Source organism: Streptomyces sp. NPDC020747, assembly GCF_044334695.1.
Lineage (GTDB): Bacteria > Actinomycetota > Actinomycetes > Streptomycetales > Streptomycetaceae > Streptomyces.
Map to the genome: position 1 here is coordinate 13662 of NZ_JBIRTJ010000026.1, position 22666 is coordinate 36327.

25 protein-coding genes and 1 pseudogene are annotated in these 22666 nt (G+C 69.4%); 17 read left to right on the forward strand and 9 right to left on the reverse strand.

The genetic code is table 11. The features are described from left to right. Nucleotides 1-84: 84 nt before the first annotated feature. Both ACH4YP_RS44315 and ACH4YP_RS44320 read left to right on the forward strand, forming a co-directional pair. Nucleotides 85-1005 carry a hypothetical protein gene (locus ACH4YP_RS44315; RefSeq protein ID WP_398497022.1) on the forward strand — a complete coding sequence of 307 codons (921 nt, stop codon included), beginning with the start codon at nucleotides 85-87 and terminating at the stop codon, nucleotides 1003-1005. After that, the gene (locus ACH4YP_RS44320; protein ID WP_398497024.1) at nucleotides 1002-1946 is read left to right on the forward strand and encodes a hypothetical protein; all 945 of its coding nucleotides are present in this window, start codon (nucleotides 1002-1004) and stop codon (nucleotides 1944-1946) included. The genes ACH4YP_RS44315 and ACH4YP_RS44320 overlap by 4 nt, the downstream gene beginning before the upstream one ends. Nucleotides 1947-2154: 208 nt before the next feature. Here ACH4YP_RS44320 and ACH4YP_RS44325 read toward each other — a convergent pair whose 3' ends face one another. Both ACH4YP_RS44325 and ACH4YP_RS44330 read right to left on the reverse strand, forming a co-directional pair. Continuing rightward, nucleotides 2155-2724, reverse strand: coding sequence for a Fic family protein (locus ACH4YP_RS44325; RefSeq protein ID WP_361058744.1), 570 nt, complete (start codon nucleotides 2722-2724; stop codon nucleotides 2155-2157). Continuing rightward, nucleotides 2721-3071 (reverse strand): type II toxin-antitoxin system Phd/YefM family antitoxin, encoded by a 351-nt coding sequence (locus ACH4YP_RS44330; protein ID WP_361058745.1) that lies wholly within the window; start codon nucleotides 3069-3071, stop codon nucleotides 2721-2723. Before ACH4YP_RS44330 ends, ACH4YP_RS44325 begins: the two co-directional genes overlap by 4 nt. Before the next feature lie 186 nt (nucleotides 3072-3257). Between ACH4YP_RS44330 and ACH4YP_RS44335 the strand changes: the two genes are divergently transcribed. The 8 genes from ACH4YP_RS44335 (at nucleotide 3258) to ACH4YP_RS44370 (ending at nucleotide 10006) form a co-directional block, all read left to right on the forward strand. After that, nucleotides 3258-3383: a hypothetical protein gene (locus ACH4YP_RS44335; RefSeq protein ID WP_361058827.1), complete on the forward strand. Its 126-nt coding sequence runs from the start codon at nucleotides 3258-3260 to the stop codon at nucleotides 3381-3383. 371 nt (nucleotides 3384-3754) lie between these two features. Next, nucleotides 3755-4195, forward strand: a complete 441-nt coding sequence (locus ACH4YP_RS44340; RefSeq protein ID WP_398497026.1) for a hypothetical protein — start codon at nucleotides 3755-3757, stop codon at nucleotides 4193-4195. Nucleotides 4196-4372: 177 nt separating this feature from the next. Then, the gene (locus ACH4YP_RS44345; RefSeq protein ID WP_361058748.1) at nucleotides 4373-4738 is read left to right on the forward strand and encodes a hypothetical protein; all 366 of its coding nucleotides are present in this window, start codon (nucleotides 4373-4375) and stop codon (nucleotides 4736-4738) included. Continuing rightward, nucleotides 4735-6117 carry a hypothetical protein gene (locus tag ACH4YP_RS44350; protein ID WP_398497028.1) on the forward strand — a complete coding sequence of 461 codons (1383 nt, stop codon included), beginning with the start codon at nucleotides 4735-4737 and terminating at the stop codon, nucleotides 6115-6117. The genes ACH4YP_RS44345 and ACH4YP_RS44350 overlap by 4 nt, the downstream gene beginning before the upstream one ends. A 241-nt stretch (nucleotides 6118-6358) precedes the next feature. Next, nucleotides 6359-6802, forward strand: coding sequence for a hypothetical protein (locus tag ACH4YP_RS44355; protein WP_398497030.1), 444 nt, complete (start codon nucleotides 6359-6361; stop codon nucleotides 6800-6802). Between the two features lie 134 nt (nucleotides 6803-6936). Then, nucleotides 6937-9129: an FxSxx-COOH system tetratricopeptide repeat protein gene (gene fxsT, locus ACH4YP_RS44360; RefSeq protein WP_398497032.1), complete on the forward strand. Its 2193-nt coding sequence runs from the start codon at nucleotides 6937-6939 to the stop codon at nucleotides 9127-9129. A gap of 123 nt (nucleotides 9130-9252) precedes the next feature. Further along, the gene (locus ACH4YP_RS44365) at nucleotides 9253-9606 is read left to right on the forward strand and encodes a hemerythrin domain-containing protein (protein WP_398497034.1); all 354 of its coding nucleotides are present in this window, start codon (nucleotides 9253-9255) and stop codon (nucleotides 9604-9606) included. Between the two features lie 61 nt (nucleotides 9607-9667). Beyond that, the gene (locus ACH4YP_RS44370; protein ID WP_398497035.1) at nucleotides 9668-10006 is read left to right on the forward strand and encodes a MarR family transcriptional regulator; all 339 of its coding nucleotides are present in this window, start codon (nucleotides 9668-9670) and stop codon (nucleotides 10004-10006) included. A 126-nt stretch (nucleotides 10007-10132) separates the two neighbouring features. Here the strand turns inward: ACH4YP_RS44370 and ACH4YP_RS44375 are convergent, their stop codons facing one another. Next, nucleotides 10133-11722, reverse strand: a complete 1590-nt coding sequence (locus ACH4YP_RS44375; protein WP_398497037.1) for an MFS transporter — start codon at nucleotides 11720-11722, stop codon at nucleotides 10133-10135. Nucleotides 11723-11812: 90 nt separating this feature from the next. On the opposite strand from ACH4YP_RS44375, the gene ACH4YP_RS44380 reads away from it, so the two are divergent. After that, nucleotides 11813-12313: a MarR family winged helix-turn-helix transcriptional regulator gene (locus tag ACH4YP_RS44380; protein WP_398497039.1), complete on the forward strand. Its 501-nt coding sequence runs from the start codon at nucleotides 11813-11815 to the stop codon at nucleotides 12311-12313. Nucleotides 12314-12518: 205 nt separating this feature from the next. On the opposite strand, the pseudogene ACH4YP_RS44385 reads toward ACH4YP_RS44380, so the two are convergent. Next, nucleotides 12519-12929, reverse strand: a pseudogene (locus ACH4YP_RS44385) (response regulator transcription factor); the annotation flags it as partial. 63 nt (nucleotides 12930-12992) lie between these two features. After that, nucleotides 12993-13649, reverse strand: coding sequence for a TetR/AcrR family transcriptional regulator (locus tag ACH4YP_RS44390; protein ID WP_398497041.1), 657 nt, complete (start codon nucleotides 13647-13649; stop codon nucleotides 12993-12995). An 81-nt stretch (nucleotides 13650-13730) separates the two neighbouring features. On the opposite strand from ACH4YP_RS44390, the gene ACH4YP_RS44395 reads away from it, so the two are divergent. Then, on the forward strand, nucleotides 13731-14753 hold the full coding sequence (locus ACH4YP_RS44395; RefSeq protein ID WP_398497043.1) for an alpha/beta hydrolase fold domain-containing protein: 1023 nt from the start codon (nucleotides 13731-13733) through the stop codon (nucleotides 14751-14753). Further along, the gene (locus tag ACH4YP_RS44400) at nucleotides 14750-15517 is read left to right on the forward strand and encodes an SDR family NAD(P)-dependent oxidoreductase (RefSeq protein WP_361058765.1); all 768 of its coding nucleotides are present in this window, start codon (nucleotides 14750-14752) and stop codon (nucleotides 15515-15517) included. The genes ACH4YP_RS44395 and ACH4YP_RS44400 overlap by 4 nt, the downstream gene beginning before the upstream one ends. A gap of 107 nt (nucleotides 15518-15624) precedes the next feature. Here the strand turns inward: ACH4YP_RS44400 and ACH4YP_RS44405 are convergent, their stop codons facing one another. Continuing rightward, a complete protein-coding gene (locus ACH4YP_RS44405; protein WP_398497045.1) occupies nucleotides 15625-16296 on the reverse strand; it encodes an enoyl-CoA hydratase-related protein in 672 nt (223 codons plus the stop codon). Nucleotides 16297-16520: 224 nt separating this feature from the next. On the opposite strand from ACH4YP_RS44405, the gene ACH4YP_RS44410 reads away from it, so the two are divergent. Further along, on the forward strand, nucleotides 16521-17918 hold the full coding sequence (locus ACH4YP_RS44410; RefSeq protein WP_398497046.1) for a PHB depolymerase family esterase: 1398 nt from the start codon (nucleotides 16521-16523) through the stop codon (nucleotides 17916-17918). 159 nt (nucleotides 17919-18077) lie between these two features. Beyond that, nucleotides 18078-19391 carry an SGNH/GDSL hydrolase family protein gene (locus tag ACH4YP_RS44415; protein WP_398497104.1) on the forward strand — a complete coding sequence of 438 codons (1314 nt, stop codon included), beginning with the start codon at nucleotides 18078-18080 and terminating at the stop codon, nucleotides 19389-19391. 110 nt (nucleotides 19392-19501) lie between these two features. Here the strand turns inward: ACH4YP_RS44415 and ACH4YP_RS44420 are convergent, their stop codons facing one another. Next, nucleotides 19502-20065, reverse strand: coding sequence for a MarR family winged helix-turn-helix transcriptional regulator (locus tag ACH4YP_RS44420; protein WP_398497047.1), 564 nt, complete (start codon nucleotides 20063-20065; stop codon nucleotides 19502-19504). Between the two features lie 118 nt (nucleotides 20066-20183). On the opposite strand from ACH4YP_RS44420, the gene ACH4YP_RS44425 reads away from it, so the two are divergent. After that, complete coding sequence (locus ACH4YP_RS44425) at nucleotides 20184-20699, forward strand: YceI family protein (protein WP_398497049.1); 516 nt, start codon at nucleotides 20184-20186, stop codon at nucleotides 20697-20699. A 14-nt stretch (nucleotides 20700-20713) separates the two neighbouring features. Here ACH4YP_RS44425 and ACH4YP_RS44430 read toward each other — a convergent pair whose 3' ends face one another. Then, nucleotides 20714-21109, reverse strand: coding sequence for a RidA family protein (locus ACH4YP_RS44430; protein ID WP_361058821.1), 396 nt, complete (start codon nucleotides 21107-21109; stop codon nucleotides 20714-20716). Nucleotides 21110-21302: 193 nt separating this feature from the next. Between ACH4YP_RS44430 and ACH4YP_RS44435 the strand changes: the two genes are divergently transcribed. Continuing rightward, entirely contained in the window at nucleotides 21303-22277 is a 975-nt protein-coding gene (locus ACH4YP_RS44435; RefSeq protein ID WP_398497051.1) for a helix-turn-helix transcriptional regulator, read from the forward strand. A gap of 52 nt (nucleotides 22278-22329) precedes the next feature. Here the strand turns inward: ACH4YP_RS44435 and ACH4YP_RS44440 are convergent, their stop codons facing one another. Continuing rightward, nucleotides 22330-22653, reverse strand: a complete 324-nt coding sequence (locus ACH4YP_RS44440) for a MazG-like family protein (RefSeq protein ID WP_398497053.1) — start codon at nucleotides 22651-22653, stop codon at nucleotides 22330-22332. Between the last annotated feature and the right edge of the window lie 13 nt (nucleotides 22654-22666).

Genomic DNA, 22666 nt, shown 5'->3' on the forward strand with positions numbered 1-22666 from the left:
GACGCTCCATTCAGGGATGACGGATCAGTGGTCGACGTTCAGCAGAACCCTGCAGTGGGGCGGCACATCTGCCCGAGGCACGCCATGACGATCCCATCCGTACCCCTGGGACCCACCTCGGACGTCGACGGACTGCGTCCTGGATCCTCCGATCGGCAGACCACGACTCTCAAGATCGCACAGTGCGCCGATCTCCCCGCGCTCTTGCCGTCGACTTCGATCAACAACACCGGCCTGAAGCTCAGTCGGGCGGATCTGCTGCGGAACTATCTGTTCATGCGGCTGCCGATGCTCGGCGAGCAGGTGTACGAAACGTACTGGCTGCCCATGCAGGACAGCCTGAGCAACGGCGAGCAACAGCTCATGTGGCTGCAGTTGGTGCTCGACGGCGACGACCGGGTCCGCCGCCAGGACCTCTTTGCCGCGCAGCAGCAGCGATTCGAGCGCCCGGAGGTGAGCGAGGCCGACATCGAGGCGTACATCAGGGAACTCCACCGCCGCAGCGCCCACTTCCGCCGGATCGTCCGCCCCGAGAACGAACCCGATCCGCTGGTACGAGGACACCTGATCCGGCTGCAGGACCGGCAGGCGGTGGTGGCCTACCCCGCGCTGATGCTGCTGCTCGACCGTCGGGCACGCGGGAAGGCGGACGCCGCGGAGACGGCACGGGCCATGGAGTACATCGAGAGCTTCCTCGTGCGCCGGACGATCTGCCGGGTGCCGCCGAACAACCTGAACAGGATCTTCCAGGCCGTCCCCGCACAGTTCCCGCAGGGCGTTCCGGTCGCGGACGGCCTGCATCAGCTGCTCTCCGCGGAGAACCGCTTCTGGCCCGACGACGAGGAGCTGCGTACGAAGGTCCGGGAGGCGCCCTTCTACCGGTACGGCCTCCCGCATCAGCGCAGGCGTGTGCTGCAACGCCTTGAGGAGGGTTACGGCCACCCCGAGCCAACCATCCCTTCGAGGGGAGACAGGGACTGCTGCAGGGCAGTCACCTGGAAGTGAACCGCCGTATCGCCGCCACCGACCGCTGGGGTGTGAAGGAGATCCTGGCCCGGGCCGACGATCTCGCCGACCGGGCGATCAGGTTGTGGCCGCCCCGTTGCGCGGCGTCGGCCGCGCCGAGCGAAGCCGCGACTGGCACCTTTTGCCGGTATCGCCGGCGTGGCCAACGTGTACCGGGGTGCTCAACGCGGAGGGGAAAGGTCGCCGACGGCTTTCGCTGGGGCTCAGAGGACCAGGGCGACCTCCGCGCTCTGCTGACGGCCGACGGCATCCACTTCACGATCACCGGGGCCGCCGATCCCGCCCAGCGGCTCACCAGCGACGACCTCGCCCTGCTCGTCGCGGACGCGGAGGACGAGCCGGAGGAGGCCGGGGAGGTGGCGCAGCCCGTACCCGGCGGCCAGGCCGTGCAGACCCGGGCCGCGCGGTTCCTCCGGCAGCTCTCGGCGGATGACAGCGCGCAGACCGTGAGCGCGGTGAGTGAGGTGCTGGCGCGATGGGAAGAACTCGGCGGCTGGGTCGGCTACGGCACCGGGAAGGCGACGAACAGCGCCTTCCTGATGCTGGGTGAAGCGGGCCTCCCGGGCCGAGGCGTCTGGCCGCTCACCCTGTACCCGGGCGGCGGCCGGGGCGGTACTGCCGAAGTCGTGTTCCAGCACATGGCGACCCGGGAGCCGTTCACGGACCGTGCGCTGCGTGCCGAACTCCTTGCGCGATTCAACGAGTTGGCGGGCGTCGACATCCCGGAGGGCAAGCTCGAACCGCGGCCCAACTTCCCCCTGGCGCACCTGGCGCACCTGGCGGAGAGCGGCAACCGCGAGTTGTTGATCGGGACGCTCACCTGGTTCCGGGATCGCTGGCAGGACCGGGACCCCGTCTGTGGTGCTGGGAAGGTGGGAGTCCGTCCGATGCGAGCGCCAGGTGTCTCGCGCCGCGCGTAGCGCCGTACGGGCCCCCTCCAGCAACTCGCTCCGCCGTCGCGACCTTTCGGCCTGCGTCGGCTTCTCTATGAGCATGAACCAGGGCTCGTGCTCGGCGAGGAGCGGGTTCAGCCCCCCCCGGAAGACATGAGCGGAGTGCAGCTTCCACTGGCTGTTCCAAGGGGCGACGCCGTGTTCCGGGCTTCCTTGCAAGCCGGAGTGGCGGGCGTCAACTCGTGGTGACCAGCTCTTCGAGTAGCTGCTCCAGCAGATTGTTGTCACCGAGGAAGCTCTTCACCGAGGCGTCCTCGTTGCGTTGAGGGTCCATGCCCGACCAGTTCAGGGCGTATCCCGCGTCGGCGCTGAGTTGGGCGAGGAACGCCCGCTGGGCACGGCCGTTGCCCTCGCGGAACGGGTGGAGGACGTTCAGGTCGCCGTACAACGTGGCCAGTTGGATGACGAATGCCTGCCGGTGGAGATTCTGTAGATGACCGGAGGAGGCGAGACGGCCGAAGATCTCTCCGGCGTAGGGCACCAGGTTTCTTGCCGGGCAGAACGGTGTGCGTTTGGCGATGTTCACAGTGCGTAACTCGCCTGCCCACGGATAGATGTCACCGAAGATCGCGGCATGGAACGCTTGGAGATGGCCGAGGTCGTACGCGCCGGGTAGGGGGCGTTCGGCGAGCATGACGAGGCGTGCCCGGGTGATGTCCGCTTCCGCTGCCGCGAGCGGCTGATGGTCGGTGATGCCGAGCTTGTTGCGCAGCACGCCGTTGGGCATGGAGTACGGATCGTTCACCCGGCCCGCCGCTCCGAAGTCTGCTTGTGGCGGGCGATCGCGCGGGCGACAAGGGTGTCCGCGTCGAGGTCGCCCTTCACGTATGCCTCGGTGTCGCGGTCTGAGGCATCGGAGGCATGGAGCCCCTCGGCCTCAATGGAGCCGGTGGCCGAGGCGACGGCCGCACGCCGTGCCGCTCGGCCGCTCAGCGCCTCGAAGGCCTCGACGGACAGCAGGACACCCTGGGGCTTGCGGTGGGCACCGATCAGGACCGGGTCAGCATCCGCGCCGGACTCCGACAGGTCAGTCAGGATCCGCGACAGTCGCGCGCGCGCGTCGCTGACGGTCACGACCTCAGGAATCTCCATGCTGTCACCGTACCTATATAGAGGCTTGATTCTGTACAGATTCTAGTACGGATTCCGGTGGGCGTCCCGCCTCGGGCGGCCTTGGAGGTATCCCCAACCCCGTCCTGGAGGCTGCCATCAACCGAGACCGCGAGGTCCGCGCCGATGCCGGCGGGTTTGAACCGGACCACCGGTACATCGCGCCGGTTGAGTTCGGTGATCACCATGTCGGCGGTGATGCCGCTCGCCTCGGTGGCCACCAGAACCCGCCTCTCCGAGAACGACGAAGCCCCCGTTCCGGACCGCTCCGGCGCGGGGCGGCTCCTTGCGTAGCCGTCAAGGTAGTCACGGAAACGTTCTCCCTGCACGTTTGTGCAGGTCATAGCGCTGCGGTGATTCTCCCCGGCGTACAGCCCGACTCGTCTGCCGCCCCGCATTTCTGCAGGCCGGCGCCCATTCGCCCAAGCTGGGCAACCCATGGAAGGCCCTTCGAGGGGCCGTGCCGCATCACGCGGTGGACTCTTTCTGTTCTCCGCAAGCTCGGAGAGGTGCTCTCCAGTGCCCTCCAGCGGGTTCTTCGGCGGGATGGCGACACGGGTGGACGCGGATGGAGAGATTTGGCAGGGCGATTTGGCCAGGGGCAGTGCTCCAGCCGTAGATCATGATCATGGATGCAGAAGTCGCCGGCCCGGTAGCCTGCCGATGTGGGTGGGCCCTGGTATGAGCGGCAGTTGATCGCGGACGGTTTCGAGCGGGCGTACGCCGTCCTGGAGTGGTACGACGGGCCGCGTAAGGGCCTCGCGGTCATCGATGGGGTCCCGCACTACTTCGAGGGCTGGGACCATGACCCCGCCGACGCGGCCGACGAGTACTTCGTGTGGCCCGCGAGTGAGGTGGCGGTGGCGATGGAGCGCGAGCAGTGGGCGATCTTCGTCAAGTACGAGGTTTCCGAGGCCGGGAGGGACGAGCATCCGGCGAACGGTGGGATCGATGCCCGCTACGATGAACTGGAATCGCTCCTCGCGCCCCACCGCCAGGCGCCGGAGGGTGCTCGGCGGCTGGCGGGTGAGGTGCGGTTGGACGACGGGGACCGCTACCGGCCTGACGGGGGCGACCTCTGGCTCCGGTGGCGCCCGAGCAGGTGAGGCCGCCGTCGGTCACGTTCCGCACCGGCCTCGGCGTCAACTTCATCTCCACCGGCCAGAGTTCACGGGGTGTTCCCCGAAAAGGATGGTCATTGCGCCGACCCACCCCTGGACGGCGGACGGCATCAGTAGCATGCCGCCGGTCAGTAGTCGTGCGAGTGTGCGGAGGCGGGGCCCATGACCACGGTTGAGAGCTACTGGGACAGAACCGACGACGAGCTGTATGCCTTGCTGGGGGCGGAACTTCTGGGCGAGGGCCTTGGCCTGTCGCCGGAGGACGAGGAAAGTCACCGGGAGTTCGGCCGGGAGTGGTTCGCGGACAAGCACGCCGAGTTGCAGCGCCGGATCTGCCATCACGAGAAGGCACAGCCGTTTCTCGGTACGACGTCGACGGACCGGCTCATCGACGCCTTCACCGTGCAGGAACTGATTGCCGACTTCGCGGGGGACGCCAAGACCGCTGTCCTGATCGCCGTGTTGGTGGGCAGGGTCGGACTCGGTGCGTTCTGCCGCAACGCTCCGGCACCGGAACTGTCCGCGTGAGCGGCGAGAGACTCGCCTTCCTTCAGTACCAGAAGCTCAAGGTCAACCGGGCACGCCAGCTGTCCCAGATACGCGAGCGGCTCACGGAGTTGGGGGACGACCGCGGGCTGCGGGAACTCGAAACGATGATGACCGAGTTCGGTGCGACCGGGCCCCAGGCACCGGACGACCCCATCGGTGAGACGCTCGCCGAACTGGTCCGGCAGATGAAGGACACCCTGGCCGATCTCGGGGCGAGCCGCGCGACCCTGGACGACGTATGGGCCGTGGCTCTCAAGCGCGACACGTTCTCCGCCCGGATGACACGCTTCACCGACAACTCGGGACTCGTCGCCGTCTCGGACGCCACCTTGAGCCTGTGCGGTCTGTACGCCCAGGCCCTGGGCCTTGCCGGGCAGCGCGGCCCCGAACCGCAGGTGCTGGCCGGTCTGCTGCGCTACTACAACACCCAGCAGAGGGTGTTCGGGCTCGCCGGGAAGATGGAGGTCCGGCTGGAGCCGGCGGCCGCGGAGCAGGCCGCCTTCTTCCAGTACATGGCCGCACAGTTCGTCCTGGCCCACGAACTCGCGCACTACGTCCTGGGGCACGCGTCCGCGGTGAGTGCCTTCGCGCCGGACGAGTACGTGCCTGTCTGCTCGGAGAGTCACCGGTTTGAGGCCGAGGCCGACCTGTACGCGCTGCGGGCCGTCCGGCGCGCGTGCGAGCGGCTCTTCGACGAACTGCCGGCCGCCGGCGGCGAGGCTGCGCTCGGGGCTGTGGGAGCAGCCATCGGGATGCTGGCCGTACACGCCACCGAACGAGGACTATTCGTCCGGCGGGGCGCCAGCCATCCCCCCGCCCGGCAGCGGGCGGCCGCGCTGCTGCGGGAAATGAACCCCGACGAGCGCAAACTCGCCCAGGAGACCCTCGACCTGGCCCTGACGGTGACCGAAGCCGCATCCACCATCGGGGCAGGAGCCGTCCCCTTCACCCCCGGGATGTTCGGCTCGGCCCCCATCCACACCCCGCTCGGCCCCTCCTACCTGAAAACCACCGAGGTCTGCGACGCGATCCAGTGCCGCCCGCGGGAGTGGTACGTAGAGCTCTTCGACCGGGCGGGCCGCGAGCTGGGCGAACTCTGGCTCGCTGACGGCGCCCATCTGGCCGCCGAGGGGGAGCCGGCACTGGCTCTGCGAACGTGGGGTCTGCCAAAGGGAACCATCGGAGCCCTGTGCGACCCGGAGCAGCCGCTCACCTTCAACTCCCTCTACACGAAGCTGCGGGCCGCCTTCACCTCCCGCAGGCTCCCGGAGGACCGTCTGCTCGCCTACGCGATCGCGGCGGCAACGCTGGTCGGCGAACCCCTGGGCGGGGAGACCGGCCGGCCGGCAGCCGAGTGAAGAATCCAGGATTGTCTTCGATGAGGCATGAAGTGCCGTGCCACGTAGTGCCGTTTGGTCTTTTGGGCGGAACGGCGGGTACGTGACATCCGTTGGGTGCGCTCGAATGAGCATTTGGTTTCGACAGTTGTAGAAACATTTCCGTGTTTCAAGAACTCGATGCCGGGTAACGCGGTGTCCGGTTACGGTTTTCGCTCCACTGCTGAGATCTAGCAAGAGCGGACGGGGAATGCTTCCGGAAATGGTGTCGCTTGCTGCCACAGGGGCCCACGCGTTGGTGCAGGCTGCCGGGTCGGATGCTTGGGTGCGGATAAGCGCCCAGGTGGCGAACTGGCTCGCACGAGGCAATGAGGGTCACGCACAGGGAGAGCTGGAGCGCCTGCAGTTGAGCGCGGCCGCGGTCGTCGACGCGCACGGCGACGAGAGAGTGGTCATCCGTCAGGAAGCCATCTGGCAAGAGCGGATGGAACGTGCGTTGGAAGCCCTCGACGACGCATCTCGAAACAACGCCGCGGCCGAGCTCACGGCTCTGATCGAAGCCTGGCGCGACTCGGCGAGTGCGGTGACACAGACGCACGGGAACGTTCTGTCGTACGGCGCGAACGCGATCAACACCCACACACAGATCGTGAACGGGAACGTGAACATCACCCCCCCTCTCCTTCCGGACCAGCAGCAGGGCTGACAGGGGCGGCGACCCCGTCGTTCGGCGTTCCCGCTCAGACTCATCGCGTTCGAGCGGCGGATCCGGCGACTGCGGCCGCCTTCCCGATGCAGCCCTACGAGGACGGGGTTCCTCGGCCACAGCTGAGGAACCCCGTGCAGGTCGGCACGATTCCAGGGCCGGCCAGGTGCTTCCAGCAGCGGGTTGTGGCCAGGGAGATGAACCCGCTGCCGTCCCACGACCGGCCTGCCGCCTACGTGCTGGAAGGCATGGGCGGAGTGGGCAAGACGCAGCTGGCCGCCGCGTTCGCCCGTGAGGCATGGGTGGCCGGCCAGCTCGACCTCCTGCTGTGGATCAACGCCGGCGACCGGATCGGCATCGAATCCGCATACACCGAAGCCGCCGTACAGCTGTCCGGTAGCAACACCAAGGATCCTCGGTCTGCCGCACAATCCTTCTTGGCGTGGTTGCAGTCGATAGCGCAACAGCACCTCTGGAGATGGCTCATAGTCCTGGACGACGTGGTCAACCCCGATGATGTGCACCAGCTTTGGCCGCCCGCCAGTCCCCACGGGTGCACCGTCATCACCACCCGCCGCCGAGACGCCGCTCTCTCAGGAGACAGCAGGCATCACATCCAGGTCGGCATGTTCGACGAGAAAGAGGCCGTTTCCTACCTCGCCAAATCCTTGGAGAAACACAGACGCTCGGAACCCCCGGGCGAACTGGCGGCGCTGGCGCAGAGTCTGGGACGTCTTCCTCTGGCCCTTTCGCAGGCCGCGGCTTACATGGTCGATTCGGGTAGCAAGGCCGTCGAATACCGCAACCGGCTGGTCGGCAAAGAACACTCCCTGGCTGATGTCGCCCCCGACAGCCTTCCTGATGATCAGGAATTCGCGGTCGCCGCGACCTGGGCCCTGTCGGTTCAGAAGGCCAATGAGCTGCGCCCGAAGCGTCTGGCCGAGCCCATGCTGCACCTCACGTCCGTACTGGACGCGAACGGTATCCCGGCAGCCGTTCTCACCAGCCCGCCCGCTCTGGCCTATCTTGCCCAGCAGAGCCGTGACCGGGGGAAGCACCGCCCGCAGCGTCAGCAGCCCGTCTGCGACGCGGTCAACGCCAAAGGGGCGCTGCGGGCCCTCCACCGCCTCAGCCTGATCGATCACACATCTGAAGATCCGTATACGAGTGTTCGCGTCCATCAGATTCTGCAGAGGGCCGTACGCGACGCGCTTCAACCCGCCCGTACGGACCAACTTGTCCGCGCGGCCGCCGACGCGCTCACCGCGGCATGGCCCCAGATCGAACGCGACACGGTCCTCGCTCAAGCCCTGCGCGCGAACGCCAGCTCACTCATCAGCTATGCGGGGGACGCCCTGTGCCGGAATCGTGCCCACCCAGTCCTGTTCCGTATCGGCCGAAGTCTGGGAAAGTCCGGGCAGGTAAGCGCCGCATGCGACTATTTCGAAAGCCTCATCAAGGCCCTGCTGGAGCAGTTTCCGACCAGGCACCGTGACGTCCTGGCAGCCCGCGGCTGTCATGCTCGTTGGCTGGGTGAAGCAGGAAGCCCTCGCAGCGCAGCTGAACTGACCGCCGACCTTCTCGTCGACCTACGTCACGTACTGGGCTCCGACGACGAAGAAACCCTGGCCGCACGCAGCAGACTCGCTCGATGGCGTGGCGAGGCCGGCAACCCCCAGGATGCCGCAGCCGCGACCACGGCATTGGTCGAAGACCTGAAGAGAATTCATGGGTGGAACCATCCTCGAACTCTTGCCGCACGCAGCAATCTCACGTATTGGAAAGGTCGGACAGGCGACTACGCCGCAGCAGTAATAGAAGCCGAGGACCTGGTCAACAGCATGACGCAGGCCCTCGAACCGGATCACCCGTACCTTTTCGCTGCCCGCAGTCACCTGGCCCATCTGCGTGGAATGGCCGAGGCGCCTCACGCCGCCCTCGCCGCTCTTACCGCACTCCTCGCGGACCGGAAGCGAGTCCTTGGCGACCACCATCCCGACACCTTTGCCACTCGTCAGGAACTGGCGCACTGGCAGGGGAAAGTGGGTGCCCTTCCGCAGACGGTCTCCGAACTGACCCAACTGCTCACGGACCAGGAACGCATCTGCGGACCCAACAGTCCACCGTCTCTCGCCACCCGCAACAATCTCGCCTGCTGGCGTCATACGGCGGGTGACCACTACACGGCGATGCGAATGATGGAGCAACTTGTTGATGACATGTTGCGCGCACTGGGTTCCGACCACCCCTACACGCGTATCGCGCAGAGTAATATGCAGAACTGGCGTGAACTCCCGAATGCGGAGTACCTGCCCATCTTCTACTGAGCCCGACCGGGCGGGCGGGGAGCGCTCGGGTGCTCGTCGCCTCCGGAGTGATTGACGTAGGTCCGGGAGCCTCTGTAATCGTCGCGGGCCACGCTCGACGAGGACGGCGGGCTCGCGGCGGCCGTGGGTGGTAACGGCGACGGTGTCTCCCTGGTGGAGCGGTTACGTGCCCGCTGCCTGGAGTACCGCCTCGGGCTGCATCACCACCACACCATGGCGGACGGCGCCTTCCCCGTCTTCGAGCGGCGCTATCCCGAGATCGCCCCCGTCATTGAGCGGTTGAGGGAAGAGCATCGGCAGGTGGCCGCGGGGCTCGATCGGCTCACCAGGCTTGTGGAGAGCGACGACGGTCAGGATGTGAACTGGTTGCGGGGGGAGTTGGAGCGGACCGTGGTCGGCATCGAGGAGCATTTCGTGTACGAGGAGACGTACCTGCTGCCCGCCCTCGGGGTGACCCCGCCCGGCCCCACCTCGTAGGACCGCGCCGGATCGCGCCGGACCACGGTCCGGTACCGTGGCGGATCCGGAGGTCGAAGCGATGTCAGAGGAGTCGGACGCCGGTAGTCGTCTCACCGCTGAAGAGGCGGTTCGGGCGATGCTCGTCACGTTGCCGCGGCTGGTCTCCCGTGCCAAGCGCACCCCCGTGCCCGAGCAGTTGCGGTCGCTGCGGCTGGCGCCCAGGCATCTCTCCCTGCTGTCCTGTCTGATCTTCGACGGGCCCACGTCCGTCAAGGACCTCGCCGCCCGGCTGGAGGTCGCGCCGACCACGGTCAGCCTGATGGTCAGCGATCTGCGGCGCGAGGGGGTCGTGGAGCGTCGCTCCGATCCCGACGACCGCAGGCGCAGCATCGTCTCGCTGCCCAGGTGTCCCAGTTGAGGGTGACCGTGGTGGGCTCCTCAAGGGTGAGGTCGGTGTACGCGCAGGTGTAGTCGCCGAGCAGGAAGTCGAGTAGAACCCAAGCCGACCGCGGCGGGGCACCCCTGGTGAGGGCGGGGGTCCCTCTCAAGGCGCGACGCGCGCCTTCGTCCCGGCCTCCAGGGGCAGGGCCGTACCGGCGGCGGCCGTCGCGTGACGGTGGCCGGAGCCGGAGCCGGAGCCGGAGCCGGAGCCGGAGCCGGAGCCGGAGTCGGCATCGGTGTCCGCGTCCGCGTCCGCGTCGAGGTCGCTCACGTCGACCCGTCCCGGTGGCAGCACGAGGGCGAGCAGTCCGGCCAGTGTGTAGAGGCCGACGACGGTCAGCAGGCCGACGACCGCCGAGTCGGTGGGTGTGTGCCGGTCTTCCAGCAGCGTGAAGTACACGGTGCCCACGATCGCGACGCCGGTGGCCACGCCGATCTGGATGGCTGTGTTGATCAGCGAGGACGCGGCGCCCGAGGCGGACTTGGGCATCTGGGCCAGCACGATGGTGAGCAGCGTGCCCGCGACCATGGCGAGGCCGATACCGGAGACGACCATTCCGGGTGCCAGGTGCCACCACTCCAGTGAGCCGGACCAGTGGTCGACGGTCCAGGTGATGACCCCCATGCCCACGGCCATGACCGCGCAGCCCAGGAGCACCACCCGGCGGCCGAGCGGCATGAGTTGCGGGGCCACGGCCGAGCCGATGCCCACGCCCACGGTGAACGTGACCAGGGCCACCGCGGTGCGCAGAGGGGAGTACCCCTCGCCCGTCTGGAGGTGGACCGTGAGGACCAGTTGGTAGGCCATCCCGCAGAAGAACAGGATGGCGACGAGCAGGCCGCCGAGCGAGCTGCGGTGGTGCAGCAGTGCCGGGTCGATGATCGGTGACTCGCCGCGGGCGATCACCCGGTGCTCGTAGCGGACGAACAGCCAGAGGACCACCGGGCAGGCGATCATCAGGGCGAAGGTCCACCATGGCCAGTCCAGTTCGCGTCCCTGTACGAGCGGGAAGAGCAGGCTGATCAGGCCGACGGTCGCGATCAGGGTGCCGCGGATGTCGAAGCTCTCCCGGGCCTCCACCCGCGACTCGCGGGTGAGGAGGGCGGCGGCGACCAGCGCGGCCAGTCCGACGGGAACGTTGACGTAGAAGACCGGCCGCCATCCCAGTCCGAAGAGGTCGGCCTCCAGGAGGACGCCGCCGAGCAGGGGGCCGCCGATGCCGCCCACGGCCAGCGACATGCCGTACATGGACATCGCCTTGGGGCGCTCGGACTTCGGGAAGTCCACCTGGAGCATCGCCAGGACCTGGGGCACCATCAGCGCGGCCGCGGCGCCCTGGAGGATCCGGGAGGCGATGAGCATCTCCGGGTTGACCGCCGCGCCCGCCAGCGCCGAGGTGACGACGAAGGCACCGAGGCCGATGAGGTAGATCCGCCGGCGGCCGAGCTGGTCGCCGAGGCGGGCGCCGGTGATCATGGCGGCGGCGAAGGCCAGCGTGTACCCCGCCACCGACCACTCCAGCTGGGCGGACGAGGCGTCCAGGTCTTCCTGGACGGCGGGCAGGGCCACGTTGAGGACGGTGTTGTCCACCATGTCCATGAACACCGCGAACAGGGTGACGGCCAGCGTCGCCCAGCGCTTCGGGCTGTACTGCGCGGGGGGCGCCGTATCAGCTTGTTGTTCCACCGTCATGGGACGGCCCTTCCGGTAGGCTCGGGAGCAGTAGGCGAGCAAGGCAAATCTATTTTGCTTTCAAAGCAAAGCTATTGCGGGGGCTGTGTCATGTCAAGCGATGGTCGGCAGGAGTCAGGGCTGAGCGTCGACAACGGGGTCCGGACGCTCCTGCTCCTCATGCCGCGTGTCGTCGCACGCACCAAACGCACGCCGGTGCCTCGGCAGTTGGAGGAGTACAACCTCGCTCCGCGCCACCTGTCCCTGCTGGCCTACCTGTACTTCGACGGGCCGCTCGCCGTCAGCGAGCTGGCCACCCGGCTGGAGTTGGCCCCGGCCACGGTCAGCCTGCTCGTCGGGGAGCTGAACCGGTACGGCGTGGTGGACCGCAAGGAGGACGAGGCCGACCGGCGCCGCAAGATCGTCAGCATCGCCGAGCCGTACCGGGACGCGGTGCGCAGCTGGCTGGAGAACGGCGTGAACGCCTGGCGGGTCGCACTCGAACCACTGAGCCCGGCCGAACGGCAGACCTTCATCGACACCCTGCGTGTGTACGAGCGGGAGCTCATGGGCGCGCAGGAGCGACAGGCGGCCGCTGCCACCGCAGACTGATCGACGTCCGCAGGCGCGCGCCAGCCACTCCGTGATGTGACGGTTGTTCGTGCGCCCCCGTGAACGACTACGGCTACGGATCCGACGACCGTGAATCGGGAATCGGCGTTGAATTAGGCACGACCGGGCTGCGACTGGCCCTGTTCATCACCGGCGCGGTCCAGTTGGGCTATGCGCTGATGGCAATCCTGAATCTGTTGAAGTGGCGGATCAGGCCCGGGGTGATCACCGTGTCTCCGGAGGCCACCGCCCGGATGCCCGCCGTCAGTTCGTCGGGGAGGACGTCCTTCAGGAGGAAGCCGCCGGCTCCGGCACGCAGGGCCGCGTACGCGTACGCACACTCGTCAAGGTCGAAGGTCGTGAGGACCAGGACGCGCGAACGGGCGCCCGACTCCACGATGCGGCGGGTGGCCTCGACGCCGCCCATGCCCGGCATGCGGACATCCATCAGTACGACGTCGGGGCGCGGTTCGGCCACGGAGTACTCCCAGCGGAGTCGTCGTCGAGACGGAGAGGAGGGACTGCGCGACCCGTGCCTCACGCCAGGTAGGGAATCCCGGCCGCCTGCGGTACCGGAGATGCGAAGACGGCGGGGGGAGTGGTACCGGGGTACCACTCCGCCCTCGCCCCGGGGAACTCGGACCACGGCTCCCGAGGAACACGCACCCTCGGCGCATGGCTAGCCGGCCGCCGGGGATCCCGGTCGCTCGGTCTGCCAGCCGGCCGCCGCCGCGATGCCGATGAGCAGCGGCCAGAGGGCGGCGCCCATCTCCTCCGGGGTGCCGGGGCAGTCGTGGCGCAGCCAGTCGACGACGCTGCCGAGTACGGCGCCGGCCACGAACGCGGCCGCCGGGTCGTGCGGGGTGCCGACGGCGTCCGCCCGGTCCTCGGCGCCCTCGGTCTCGTACGGGCCGGTGTCCTGGCCCGGGCTCCGCCTGAAGTGCGCGGTCACCGTCATGCGCTGGAGCAGGTGGTTGATGACCCGCGCGCTGCCGTCGTCGCCGAGCAGGGCCCGGTAGAGGGGAGCGTGTTCGGCGACGTGCGCGAAGAGGTCCGGCAGGGGGTTGTCCGGGGGGCCGCCGTCGGGGGTGGCCGGTGGGACCGCCGCGGGGCTGGCCGCCACCAGTTCGTCGAAGACCGTCGTGCACGCGGCGGCGGCCAGGTCGTGCACGTCGGTGTAGTGCTCGTAGAACGTCGACCGGTTGACGCCCGCGTGTTTGGTGATGTCCGAGACCGAGATCTGGCTGAGGTCCCGCTCGGCGATGAGTTCGCGCAGGGCGGTCTCCAGGGCGGAGCGGGAACGTCGGGTGCGGGGATCCATGGGACGCGCGGGCATTGTGCGAGCGTATCCTTTCCGCCACTTGTCGGTTAACCGACATATGCTGGATAGTGGCGGGGTCCACCGAACGGAGCCGCCATGTCCCTTCTCGCCCGGCCGGCGATGGCCTCCCTGGCCGCCAGGGCGCTGCAGCGCCTCACCGCTCTGGCGGGCCGGCGCATCGCGTCTCCCCTGCTCAGCCGCTATCCGGAGTACCCGAGGAACACCCGTGAGCTGACCGTCCCGACCTCGGCCGGCCCGGCCCGCGCGGTCGTGTACCTGCCCGGTACCGCCACGGTCACCGACACCGCCTCCGGCTCGATCCCGGCCCCACCCGTGCACGTCAACTTCCACGGCGGCGGCTATGTCCTGCCGCCGATCGAACTGGACGACCCCCTGTGCCGTTTCCTCGCCGCGGAAGCGGGCGTCGCGGTGGTCAACGTTGACTACGTCGTCGCTCCCCAGCACCCGTTTCCCGCCCCGCCCCATCAGGCGTACGAGATCGTCCGCTGGGTCGCCGCGCACGGCGCGGAGCACGGCTGGGACGGCGACCGGCTCACGGTGGGTGGCCAGAGCGCGGGCGGCGGCCTCGCGGCGGCGGTGGCCCGCCAGGCACTGGAGGCCCGCCAGGGCCGGCGGGCGGGAGGCGACGCCGTGAACACGAACGACGGCGCCCCGGCCATCGCGCTCCAAGTCCTCCACTATCCGCCCCTCGACCTGGCGACCCACGCCCGCGACAAGCGGGCCGCCATCGCCAAGCCGGTGCTGCGCCCCTGGATGGCGGACGTCTTCGACTCCGCGTACGTGCCGGACCCGCGGCGGCGCACCGACCGCCTGGTCTCGCCCGCCCATCCGTCGGACACCGCGGATCTCACGGGCATCGCCCCGGCCTTCGTCGTCACCGCGGAGCACGACCTCCTGCGCGCGGAGGGCGTCCGGTACGCCGAGCGGCTGCGCGAGGCCGGTGCGCTGCTCGACCACTACGACGTCCCCGGAGTCGACCACGGCTACGACCAGCGGGACGCCGAAACGGCCAGGGGCGTGTACGCCCTGATCGCCGCGCACGTACGCCGGGCCACGATCGCCGGGCCCGAGAACACCCCTAGGGAGAACCAGTCATGAGCACCACCACAGGTCTGTCGGGCAAGTCGGTCGTCGTCACCGGGGCCGGCTCCGGCATCGGCCGCGCCGCCGCCCTGCGCTTCGCCGCGGAGGGCGCCCGTGTCGTCCTCGCCGACATCAACGCCGACGGCGCCAAGGGGGCCGCCGAGGAGATCGTCGCGGCGGGCGGCACCGCGGTCACCGTGGTCGGGGACCTGAGCGAGCAGCAGATCGTCGACGAGGTCGTCGCCACCGCCGTGGACACCTTCGGCGGCATCGACGTACTCGTCAACAACGCCGGAATCATGGACAGGATGTCCGCCGCGGGGGAGACGGACGACGACGAGTGGGAGCGCGTCCTGCGGATCAACCTCACCGCGCCGTTCCTGCTCAGCCGCGCCGCGCTGCCCCACCTCCTGGCGAACGGCAAGGGCGCGATCGTGTTCACCGCCTCCGAGGCGTCCCTGCGCGGCAGCGGGGCGGGCACCGCGTACACCGTCTCGAAGCACGGCATCGCAGGCCTGACCAAGTCGCTCGCCGTGATGTACCGGGACAAGGGCGTACGGACCAATGCCATCGCCCCGGGCGGCACGGTGACGGGCATCCAGCTCCAGGCGGACATGGATGCCCACGGTCCGTCCGTGATCATGGGTTACATGGGCAATGCCGGCCGCCCGGCGGGCGCCGACGAGCAGGCGGCGGCCATCGTCTTCCTCGCCTCGGACGCCGCCAGCAACATCAACGGCGTCATCCTGCCGGTCGACAACGGCTGGGCCGCCGTCTGAGGCCCGGCCGAAGGGATTCCCGAGTCCCTAGGCCCGGCCGAAGGTGTTCCCGAGTCCCGAGTCCCGAGTCCTGAGGCCCGGTCGAGGGGGCTCCCGCGTCCCGGGGGTCAGCCGAGGGGGTTGTCCCTGTTCCGCAGGGTCTTCAGGACGGGCTCGTACATACGGGACTTGATGGTGCCGAGGGTCGGGCCGGCCTTGGCCACCTGGGCCCGGGCGAGATCCACGGCGGTGGCGCGTACGGCGTCCTCGGCCACCGCGCGGTCGACGAGGGCGGCGGCGAGGGCGTCGCCGCCCCCGTAGCGGCGGGCCGTGGTCATGGCCTCGTGCGCGGTCTGCGGGGTCAGCCGGGACTGGATCAGTGCGGACATGCCCGGTGTGAAGGGGATGTTGATGTCGGCCTCGGGCAGACACCAGAAACCGCGGTCGGCGCGCATCACGCGGAAGTCGTGGGCCAGCGAGAACATCGCGCCGGCCGCGAAGGTGTGCCCCTGGAGGGCGGCCACCGTGATCACGGGCAGGGACAGCATCCGCGCGAACAGCTCCTGGACGCCGGTGACGTACTCCTGTTGCTGGTCGGCGTGCGCGAAGAGCCAGTCCAGGTCGAGGCCGCTGGAGTAGAACTTGCCGGTCGCGGCGGTCACCAGGGCGCGCGGTCCCTCCGCCTTCTCCACCTCGTCCAGCGCGGAGCCGACGGAAGCGATCCAGTCGGGGTGGAAGCGGTTCTCACCGTCCCCGAGGTCGAGTACGAAGACGTCGTCCTGGCGGTCGAGCACGGGCATGGTGACTCCCTCATGAGGTTACCTACGGGTAACTTATGCCTGCCGCCGGGAATTGCGCAACGGTCCGGGTGTTCGTAGTGGCCGGTTTCGGTCTCCACCCTGTGGGAGCGCTTCCACGAAAGTCATGACCATGCCATGCGGCCGGCCCCGCCGCATGGTGCCGCTCCAGCACGCCACCACTCCATCGCGTCCTCCCCACGAGCCGCGATCCGGAAGGGACGGACATGTCCGCCACTGGCAGCAGCAACACCGTGAGGAGACCGTCGCGTTCGGGGCTCGCAGTGCTCTTCGGAGCGCTCGTGTCCCTGCTCGCGACCCTGCTTCTCGGCGCACCCGGGGCCTCGGCCCGCACGGAGCCGACCACGTCCGGGACGGCGGCCCGCGCGGCCGATCCCGCCGCGATACCGGCCGCGGCACCCGCGGCGGCACCCGCCGCCGCTCCCACCGCCGCACTCACCGAGGTCACCGGCTTCGGCACCAACCCCAGCAACCTGCAGATGTACCTCTATGTACCGGACAGCGTCACCGCGAACCCCGCGATCGTGGTGGCCGTCCACTACTGCACGGGATCCGGCCCGGCGATGTACTCCGGAACCGAGTACGCCTCGCTCGCCGACCGCTACGGGTTCATCGTCGTCTACCCGTCCGTCACCCGCGCCAGCAAGTGCTTCGACGTCTCCTCGCCGCAGGCGCTGAGGCGGGGCGGCGGCAGCGACCCCGTCGGCATCAAGTCGATGGTCGACTGGGTGACACGCACCTACTCCGCGGACACCGGTCGAATCTTCGCCACCGGTATCTCCTCGGGCGCGATGATGACGAACGTCCTGCTGGGCGACTACCCCGACGTGTTCGCGGCCGGCGCCGCGTTCTCGGGCGTGCCGTTCGGCTGCTTCGCCACCACCGACGGCTCCGAGTGGAACAGCGCGTGCTCCGGCGGCACCGTGCTCCACACCCCGCAGGAGTGGGGCGACCTCGTCCGTACCGCCTACCCGGGCTACACCGGCCCCCGGCCGCGGATGCAGGTGTGGCACGGCACCGAGGACGACGTCCTGCGCTACCCCAACTTCGGGGAGGAGATCAAGCAGTGGACCGATGTGCTGGGTGTCGGCCAGACCCCGGCCGCCACGGACTCGCCCCAGTCCGGCTGGACCCGCACCCGGTACGGCTCCACCGGTGACCGGGCTCCCGTCGAGGCCATCAGCCTCCAGGGTGTGGGTCACAACCTGTACGCGTACGGCATGGCGGCCCGGGTGCTCACGTTCTTCGGCCTGGACAGCTCGGGCCCCGGGCCCGGGCCCCAGCCCGGCGCCTGCAAGGTGACCGTCACGACCAACGCGTGGAGTACGGGCCTGACCGGCTCCGTGACGATCACCAACACCGGCACCACTCGCATCGAGGGCTGGAAGCTGGCCTTCACCCTGCCCTCCGGGCAGACCATCACCAACGGCTGGGGCGCCACGTACGCCCCGGAGAGCGGGGCGGTGACCGCCACCAACGCCACGTACAACGGCACGATCGCGCCGAACGCGAGCGTCGGCATCGGCTATCAGGCGAACCACGGCGGCAACAGCACGGCGCCGACCGCGTTTGCCCTCAACGGAACGGTGTGCGCAGTGAGTTGACGGATCGTCAGTAGTTGGTCGTGACGTTCCGTCACATCCTGGTGGCCGGAGGTGCCTCTTCGGCCACCAGGAACCCCGTCCGCCGCTCCGGAGGAGTTCACCGTGCCCGCGAAGCCGTCCACGCCGAGAAGAGTCCCGTTCGCCCGTCTGATCGCCCGTCTGCTCACTCCTTTCGTCCTCGTCCTCGCCCTCGTCGTGACCTCGTCCGCACTGGTGGCTCTCGTCAAGGGGGCCCCGGCCGCGGAAGGGGACGCCGGCCGTCCGGCGGTGTCGTCCGCCGCCCGGCACTGGGTCAACACCTGGACCGCGATGCCGCAGCTCACGGAGCCGGGCAATATGCCGCCCCCGCCGTTCACCGAGGACCGTGCCGTCCTGGCCGACACGACCCTGCGGCAGACCGTTCGTGTCTCGACCGGCGGCGGGCGCGTGCGGCTGCGGTTCTCCAACGCCTTCGGCGACACCGCGCTGCCGCTCACGGCGGTGACCGTGGCACTCCCGCTCGACGGACGGGCCGGCGTCGCCGCGATCGAGCCCGGCACCCTGCGGCGGGTGACCTTCGGCGGGCGCGGCTCGGCCACCGTGCCCGCCGGGGCCCAAGTCGTCTCGGACGCCCTGGAGTTCGGCCTCCGGCCGGGCTCCAACCTGACCGTGACCGCCTACCTTGCCGAGGGCCAGCCCTCTCTCGCGCTCACCTCGCACCCGGGATCGCGCACCACCTCGTACCTCCAGAAGGCCGACCGCACAAGGGACTTGGACCTCCCGGAGGCGACCCCCGTCAACCACTGGTATCTCCTCAGCGACGTCGAGGTGCTCTCCGGGCGCGGCACGGCGGCGGTCGCCGTGCTGGGCGACTCCCTGACCGACGGCAGGGGTTCCACCACCAACGGGAACAACCGCTGGCCCGACCGGTTCCTGGACCGGCTGCACGCCGGTGCCGCGACCGAGGACGTCGCGGTCCTCAACCAGGCCGCCGGCGGCAACCGCGTCCTCAACGACGGCCTCGGCCCCAACGTCCTCGCCCGCCTCGACCGCGACGTCCTGTCCCGCAGCGGCGTCTCCTGGCTGGTCGTCTTCGAGGGGGTCAACGACATCGGCACCGCCGCGGCCACCCCGGCCGCCCAGCGGAGTGTCACCGCCGAACTGATCGTCGCGTACGAGCAGATCGTGGTCCGCGCGCATGCGCAGGGCATCCGGGTGTACGGGGCCACGCTGACGCCGTTCGGCGGCAACGCCATGTACGACGACCCCACCGGGCACCGCGAGTCGGCCCGGCAGGCGGTCAACTCCTGGATCCGTACGAGCGGGACGTTCGACGCGGTCGTCGACCTCGACCGTGCCGTCCGCGACCCGCGGGACCCACGCCGGCTGCTGTCCACCCTGCACGACGGGGACTGGCTGCACCTGAACCCGGAGGGCTACCGGACGCTGGCCGAGGCGGTCCCGCTGCGGCTCTTCCGCGACCCGCGGGGATGAACGACCGCGTCCCTCGGGGCGGCGCTTGGTCCGCATGGCGGCCGGCTGTGGTCGAGGGGGCGCCCTCTCGACCGCGGCCCTTCGCGGGTTCGTGGCCCTTCGGCGGGCCGCTACTCCGGCTTCTCGGCGGTGTGCCCCTCGGCCGCCGCGGCCGGCGGCACCGGCAGCAGGTCGTGCAGTTCCGCGTACCGCTGGGCGCAGGCCGTCCGCGCGATGGCCTCGGAGACGGCGTCGGCGAGAGGGCGCGAGGACTCGCTCAGCAGACGGCGTGCCTTGTCCGTGAGCGTCACCTCGATGCCGCGCCGGTCGCCGCACGCCGAGTTCTTGCTGATCAGCCCCGCGTGCTGCAAGCAGGCGACCTGATAGGTCAGCCGCGTCTTCGGGCGCCCCAGCAACTCCGCGATCCGGGTCATCCGCAGGCCGGCGCCGGGCTGGTCGGCCAGCAGACACAGCACCAGGAACTCGTCGTGCGAGATCCCCATGGCGTCCTTGACCCGTGAACGCAGCGACTGCTCGATCGCCCCGGCCGCGGCCAGTAGCCGCATCCAGGACCGCAGCTCGGCCGGCAGCAGCCCGGCGTCGTCCGTCGGAAGCCCCGTGTCGCCCGCCGGCAGCCCGTCGCAGCTCGTCGGCTGGCGTTCGGGCTGGTCGGCGGGGGTGGAGGAGTCGGCCATAGTGCCACAGTCTACCCGTTATCCAATTTTGGATAATCGGCTAGCGTGTGGTCATCCAAATTTGGATTACTGATGTGGACTACTGAGTCGACCGTCCGAAACCGTCAGGAGAAATCCCATGACCGTCGCCGTGGAAACCGGCCTGTGGCAGCTCGACCCCGCCCGCACCACCGTCGCCATCAAGCACAGGACGATGTGGGGCATGGTCACCGTGAAGGGCGTCTTCGCCGGCGTCACCGGCGAGGGAGAGGTCCAGCCCGACGGCACCGCCCGCGGCACGATCACCCTGGACGCCGCGTCCCTCGACACCAGGAACCGCAAGCGCGACGAGCACCTGCGCGGCGGCGACTTCTTCGACGCCGCGCAGCACCCGTCCCTCGTCTTCGCCGTCCGTAACGCCACGGTCCGTCAGGACGACACGGCCGAGATATCCGGTCAGCTGACCGCCCGTGGCATCAGCCGCCCCCAGACCATCACCGCCCGCGTGACCGGCGCGACCGCCTCCGCGGTCACGCTCACCGCGGAGTTCACCGTGGACCGTGAGCAGTTCGGCATGGGCTGGAACCAGCTGGGCATGATCCGCGGCCTGACCACCGTCACGGCGACGCTCGGCTTCACGCGTACGTCCGCGTAGCCGGCGGGGTCGCGTTACGCGACGGCGGTCCCTTCGAGTTCGACCAGCTGGCCGGGGATCGCCAGCCGGGTCACGCCGAGCATCGTGGTGGTCGGCGCCACCCCGGCGGCGCCCAGCCGCGCCGCCAGCACGCCGTAGTGCTGGAAGAGCAGATCGACGTCGGTCGTGCAGACGTTGAGCCTGACGAGGTTCGCGAGGGACATGCCGGCCTCGCCGAGCACGGCCTCCACGTTGTCGATGCTCAGCGCCAACTGCGCCCCCATGTCGCCGTCGTGCTGGGGCTTGCCGTCGCCGCTCATCGCGGTCTGCCCCGAGATGTACAGGGTCCGGGTGTGCCCGGAGACGACCTCACCCTGGTTGAAGCCCAGTTCCGCCGACCACGTCACCGGGTTGACCGCCGTTCGTTCCACTGCCACGTCAGCTCCATTCGATTCAAGGGGAGTACGTACGTACGGCCGTACGTACGGCCGTCGGCTCGGTGGCCGGAGGCTTCCACGTCGTGCTGTCGACATCGTGCTGTCGACGTCGTGTCCTCGACGTCGTGGTGACGAGCCTCGCAACAAATCACGACACCCTCAGTCATGTATTCGATAGCGTTCTCGTATGCGCGCCGACCGGCTGGTCTCACTGGTGTTGCTGCTGCGTCAGCGCGGTCGGCTGACCGCGGACACGCTGGCCCGCGAGCTGGAGGTGTCCACCCGCACCGTGCTGCGCGACATCGAGGCGCTGTCCGCGGCCGGCGTCCCGGTCTACGCCGAGCGCGGCAGGCACGGCGGGTTCGCGCTGCTGCCCGGTTTCCGGACCGAGCTCACCGGGCTGAACCACGACGAGGCCCTCGCCCTGCTGACCGCCGGATCGGGGCGCGGCGAGCAGGCGTTCGGCCTCGGCTCGGCGCTCGCCTCCGCCATGCGGAAGGTGGTCGACGCGCTGCCCGAGAGCCACCGGGCCACCGCGAGCGACGCGGCCCGGCGGTTTCTCGTCGACCCGGAGACCGACCTGCTCGCACGCCGGCTGGTCACCGAGGAGGTGCCCGGCACCACCATGGTCGAGGTCCGGCGCGCGGTGCTCGCCGGAAACAAGCTGCGCATCCACTACGCGGCCACGGGCCAGGCACCGCAGTGGCGCACGGTGGACCCGATCGGCCTGGTCACCGCACGCGACCGGGCCTACCTGCTGGCCACGAGATCCGGCGCGGACCGCACCTACCGGCTGTCGCGGGTGCTGGCCGCCGAGGAACTCCCCGAACCGGCACAGCGGCCGAACCGGGTCGACCTGGACCGGATCTGGCGGGAACGCTCCGCGCGGTTTCTCTCCGGCAGCGACCACATCAACGTGCTGGTACAGGTGAACCCCGCGCGACGGGAGGACCTGCTGGACACCGCCCTGGCCGTCCGCGCGGAAGAACCCGACACGGACGGCCTGCTGCGGCTGGAGGTGACCTTCCAGGATTCCCGGCACGCCGAATGGGCGATGTGGCAGCTCGGCACGGACGCGGAAGCCCTTGCCCCGCAGTCGTTGCGCGCCTCCCTGCACGACCGCGCCGCCGCGATCGCCGCCCGCTACGGAGACTCGTCCTGAGACCGACGCTCCCCAATGACCGCACGACGTACGGCAGTTCCCGCTCGGAGCGTCACGGCTCCAGCGAGCGGTCCGTCACGCGCGCCAGGTGAGTGGCGAACACGTCGCGAGCCTCCGGCGACAGTGTCCGCAGGGCCACCGCGGCCGTGATGATCACGTCGCACAGTTCGGCCTGGACGTCGTCCCACGTGTGGGACACGCCCTTGCGCGGGTTCTGCCCGGTGGCGCCGATCACCGCCTCGGCGACCTCGCCCACCTCCTCCGAGAGCTTCAACATCCGCAGGAACAGGGTCTCTTGGGGCGGGCGGGCCGGCTGGGTGCTCACCAGCCAGTCCTGGAGGCGGTCGATGGACTCCCAGAGATCGTCGTCGCTCATGACGATCAGCCTG

Coding starts and splice junctions, on each gene's coding strand:
- ACH4YP_RS44420 (WP_398497047.1), bottom strand. CDS start 20,065: ATGGCCGACTCCTCCACCCCCGCCGACCAGCCCGAACGCCAGCCGACG.
- ACH4YP_RS44410 (WP_398497046.1), top strand. CDS start 16,521: ATGTCCGCCACTGGCAGCAGCAACACCGTGAGGAGACCGTCGCGTTCG.
- ACH4YP_RS44405 (WP_398497045.1), bottom strand. CDS start 16,296: ATGCCCGTGCTCGACCGCCAGGACGACGTCTTCGTACTCGACCTCGGG.
- ACH4YP_RS44440 (WP_398497053.1), bottom strand. CDS start 22,653: ATGAGCGACGACGATCTCTGGGAGTCCATCGACCGCCTCCAGGACTGG.
- ACH4YP_RS44315 (WP_398497022.1), top strand. CDS start 85: ATGACGATCCCATCCGTACCCCTGGGACCCACCTCGGACGTCGACGGA.
- ACH4YP_RS44380 (WP_398497039.1), top strand. CDS start 11,813: ATGTCAAGCGATGGTCGGCAGGAGTCAGGGCTGAGCGTCGACAACGGG.
- ACH4YP_RS44375 (WP_398497037.1), bottom strand. CDS start 11,722: ATGACGGTGGAACAACAAGCTGATACGGCGCCCCCCGCGCAGTACAGC.
- ACH4YP_RS44345 (WP_361058748.1), top strand. CDS start 4,373: ATGACCACGGTTGAGAGCTACTGGGACAGAACCGACGACGAGCTGTAT.
- ACH4YP_RS44330 (WP_361058745.1), bottom strand. CDS start 3,071: ATGGAGATTCCTGAGGTCGTGACCGTCAGCGACGCGCGCGCGCGACTG.
- ACH4YP_RS44425 (WP_398497049.1), top strand. CDS start 20,184: ATGACCGTCGCCGTGGAAACCGGCCTGTGGCAGCTCGACCCCGCCCGC.
- ACH4YP_RS44390 (WP_398497041.1), bottom strand. CDS start 13,649: ATGCCCGCGCGTCCCATGGATCCCCGCACCCGACGTTCCCGCTCCGCC.
- ACH4YP_RS44370 (WP_398497035.1), top strand. CDS start 9,668: ATGTCAGAGGAGTCGGACGCCGGTAGTCGTCTCACCGCTGAAGAGGCG.
- ACH4YP_RS44435 (WP_398497051.1), top strand. CDS start 21,303: ATGCGCGCCGACCGGCTGGTCTCACTGGTGTTGCTGCTGCGTCAGCGC.
- ACH4YP_RS44400 (WP_361058765.1), top strand. CDS start 14,750: ATGAGCACCACCACAGGTCTGTCGGGCAAGTCGGTCGTCGTCACCGGG.
- ACH4YP_RS44355 (WP_398497030.1), top strand. CDS start 6,359: ATGGTGTCGCTTGCTGCCACAGGGGCCCACGCGTTGGTGCAGGCTGCC.
- ACH4YP_RS44395 (WP_398497043.1), top strand. CDS start 13,731: ATGTCCCTTCTCGCCCGGCCGGCGATGGCCTCCCTGGCCGCCAGGGCG.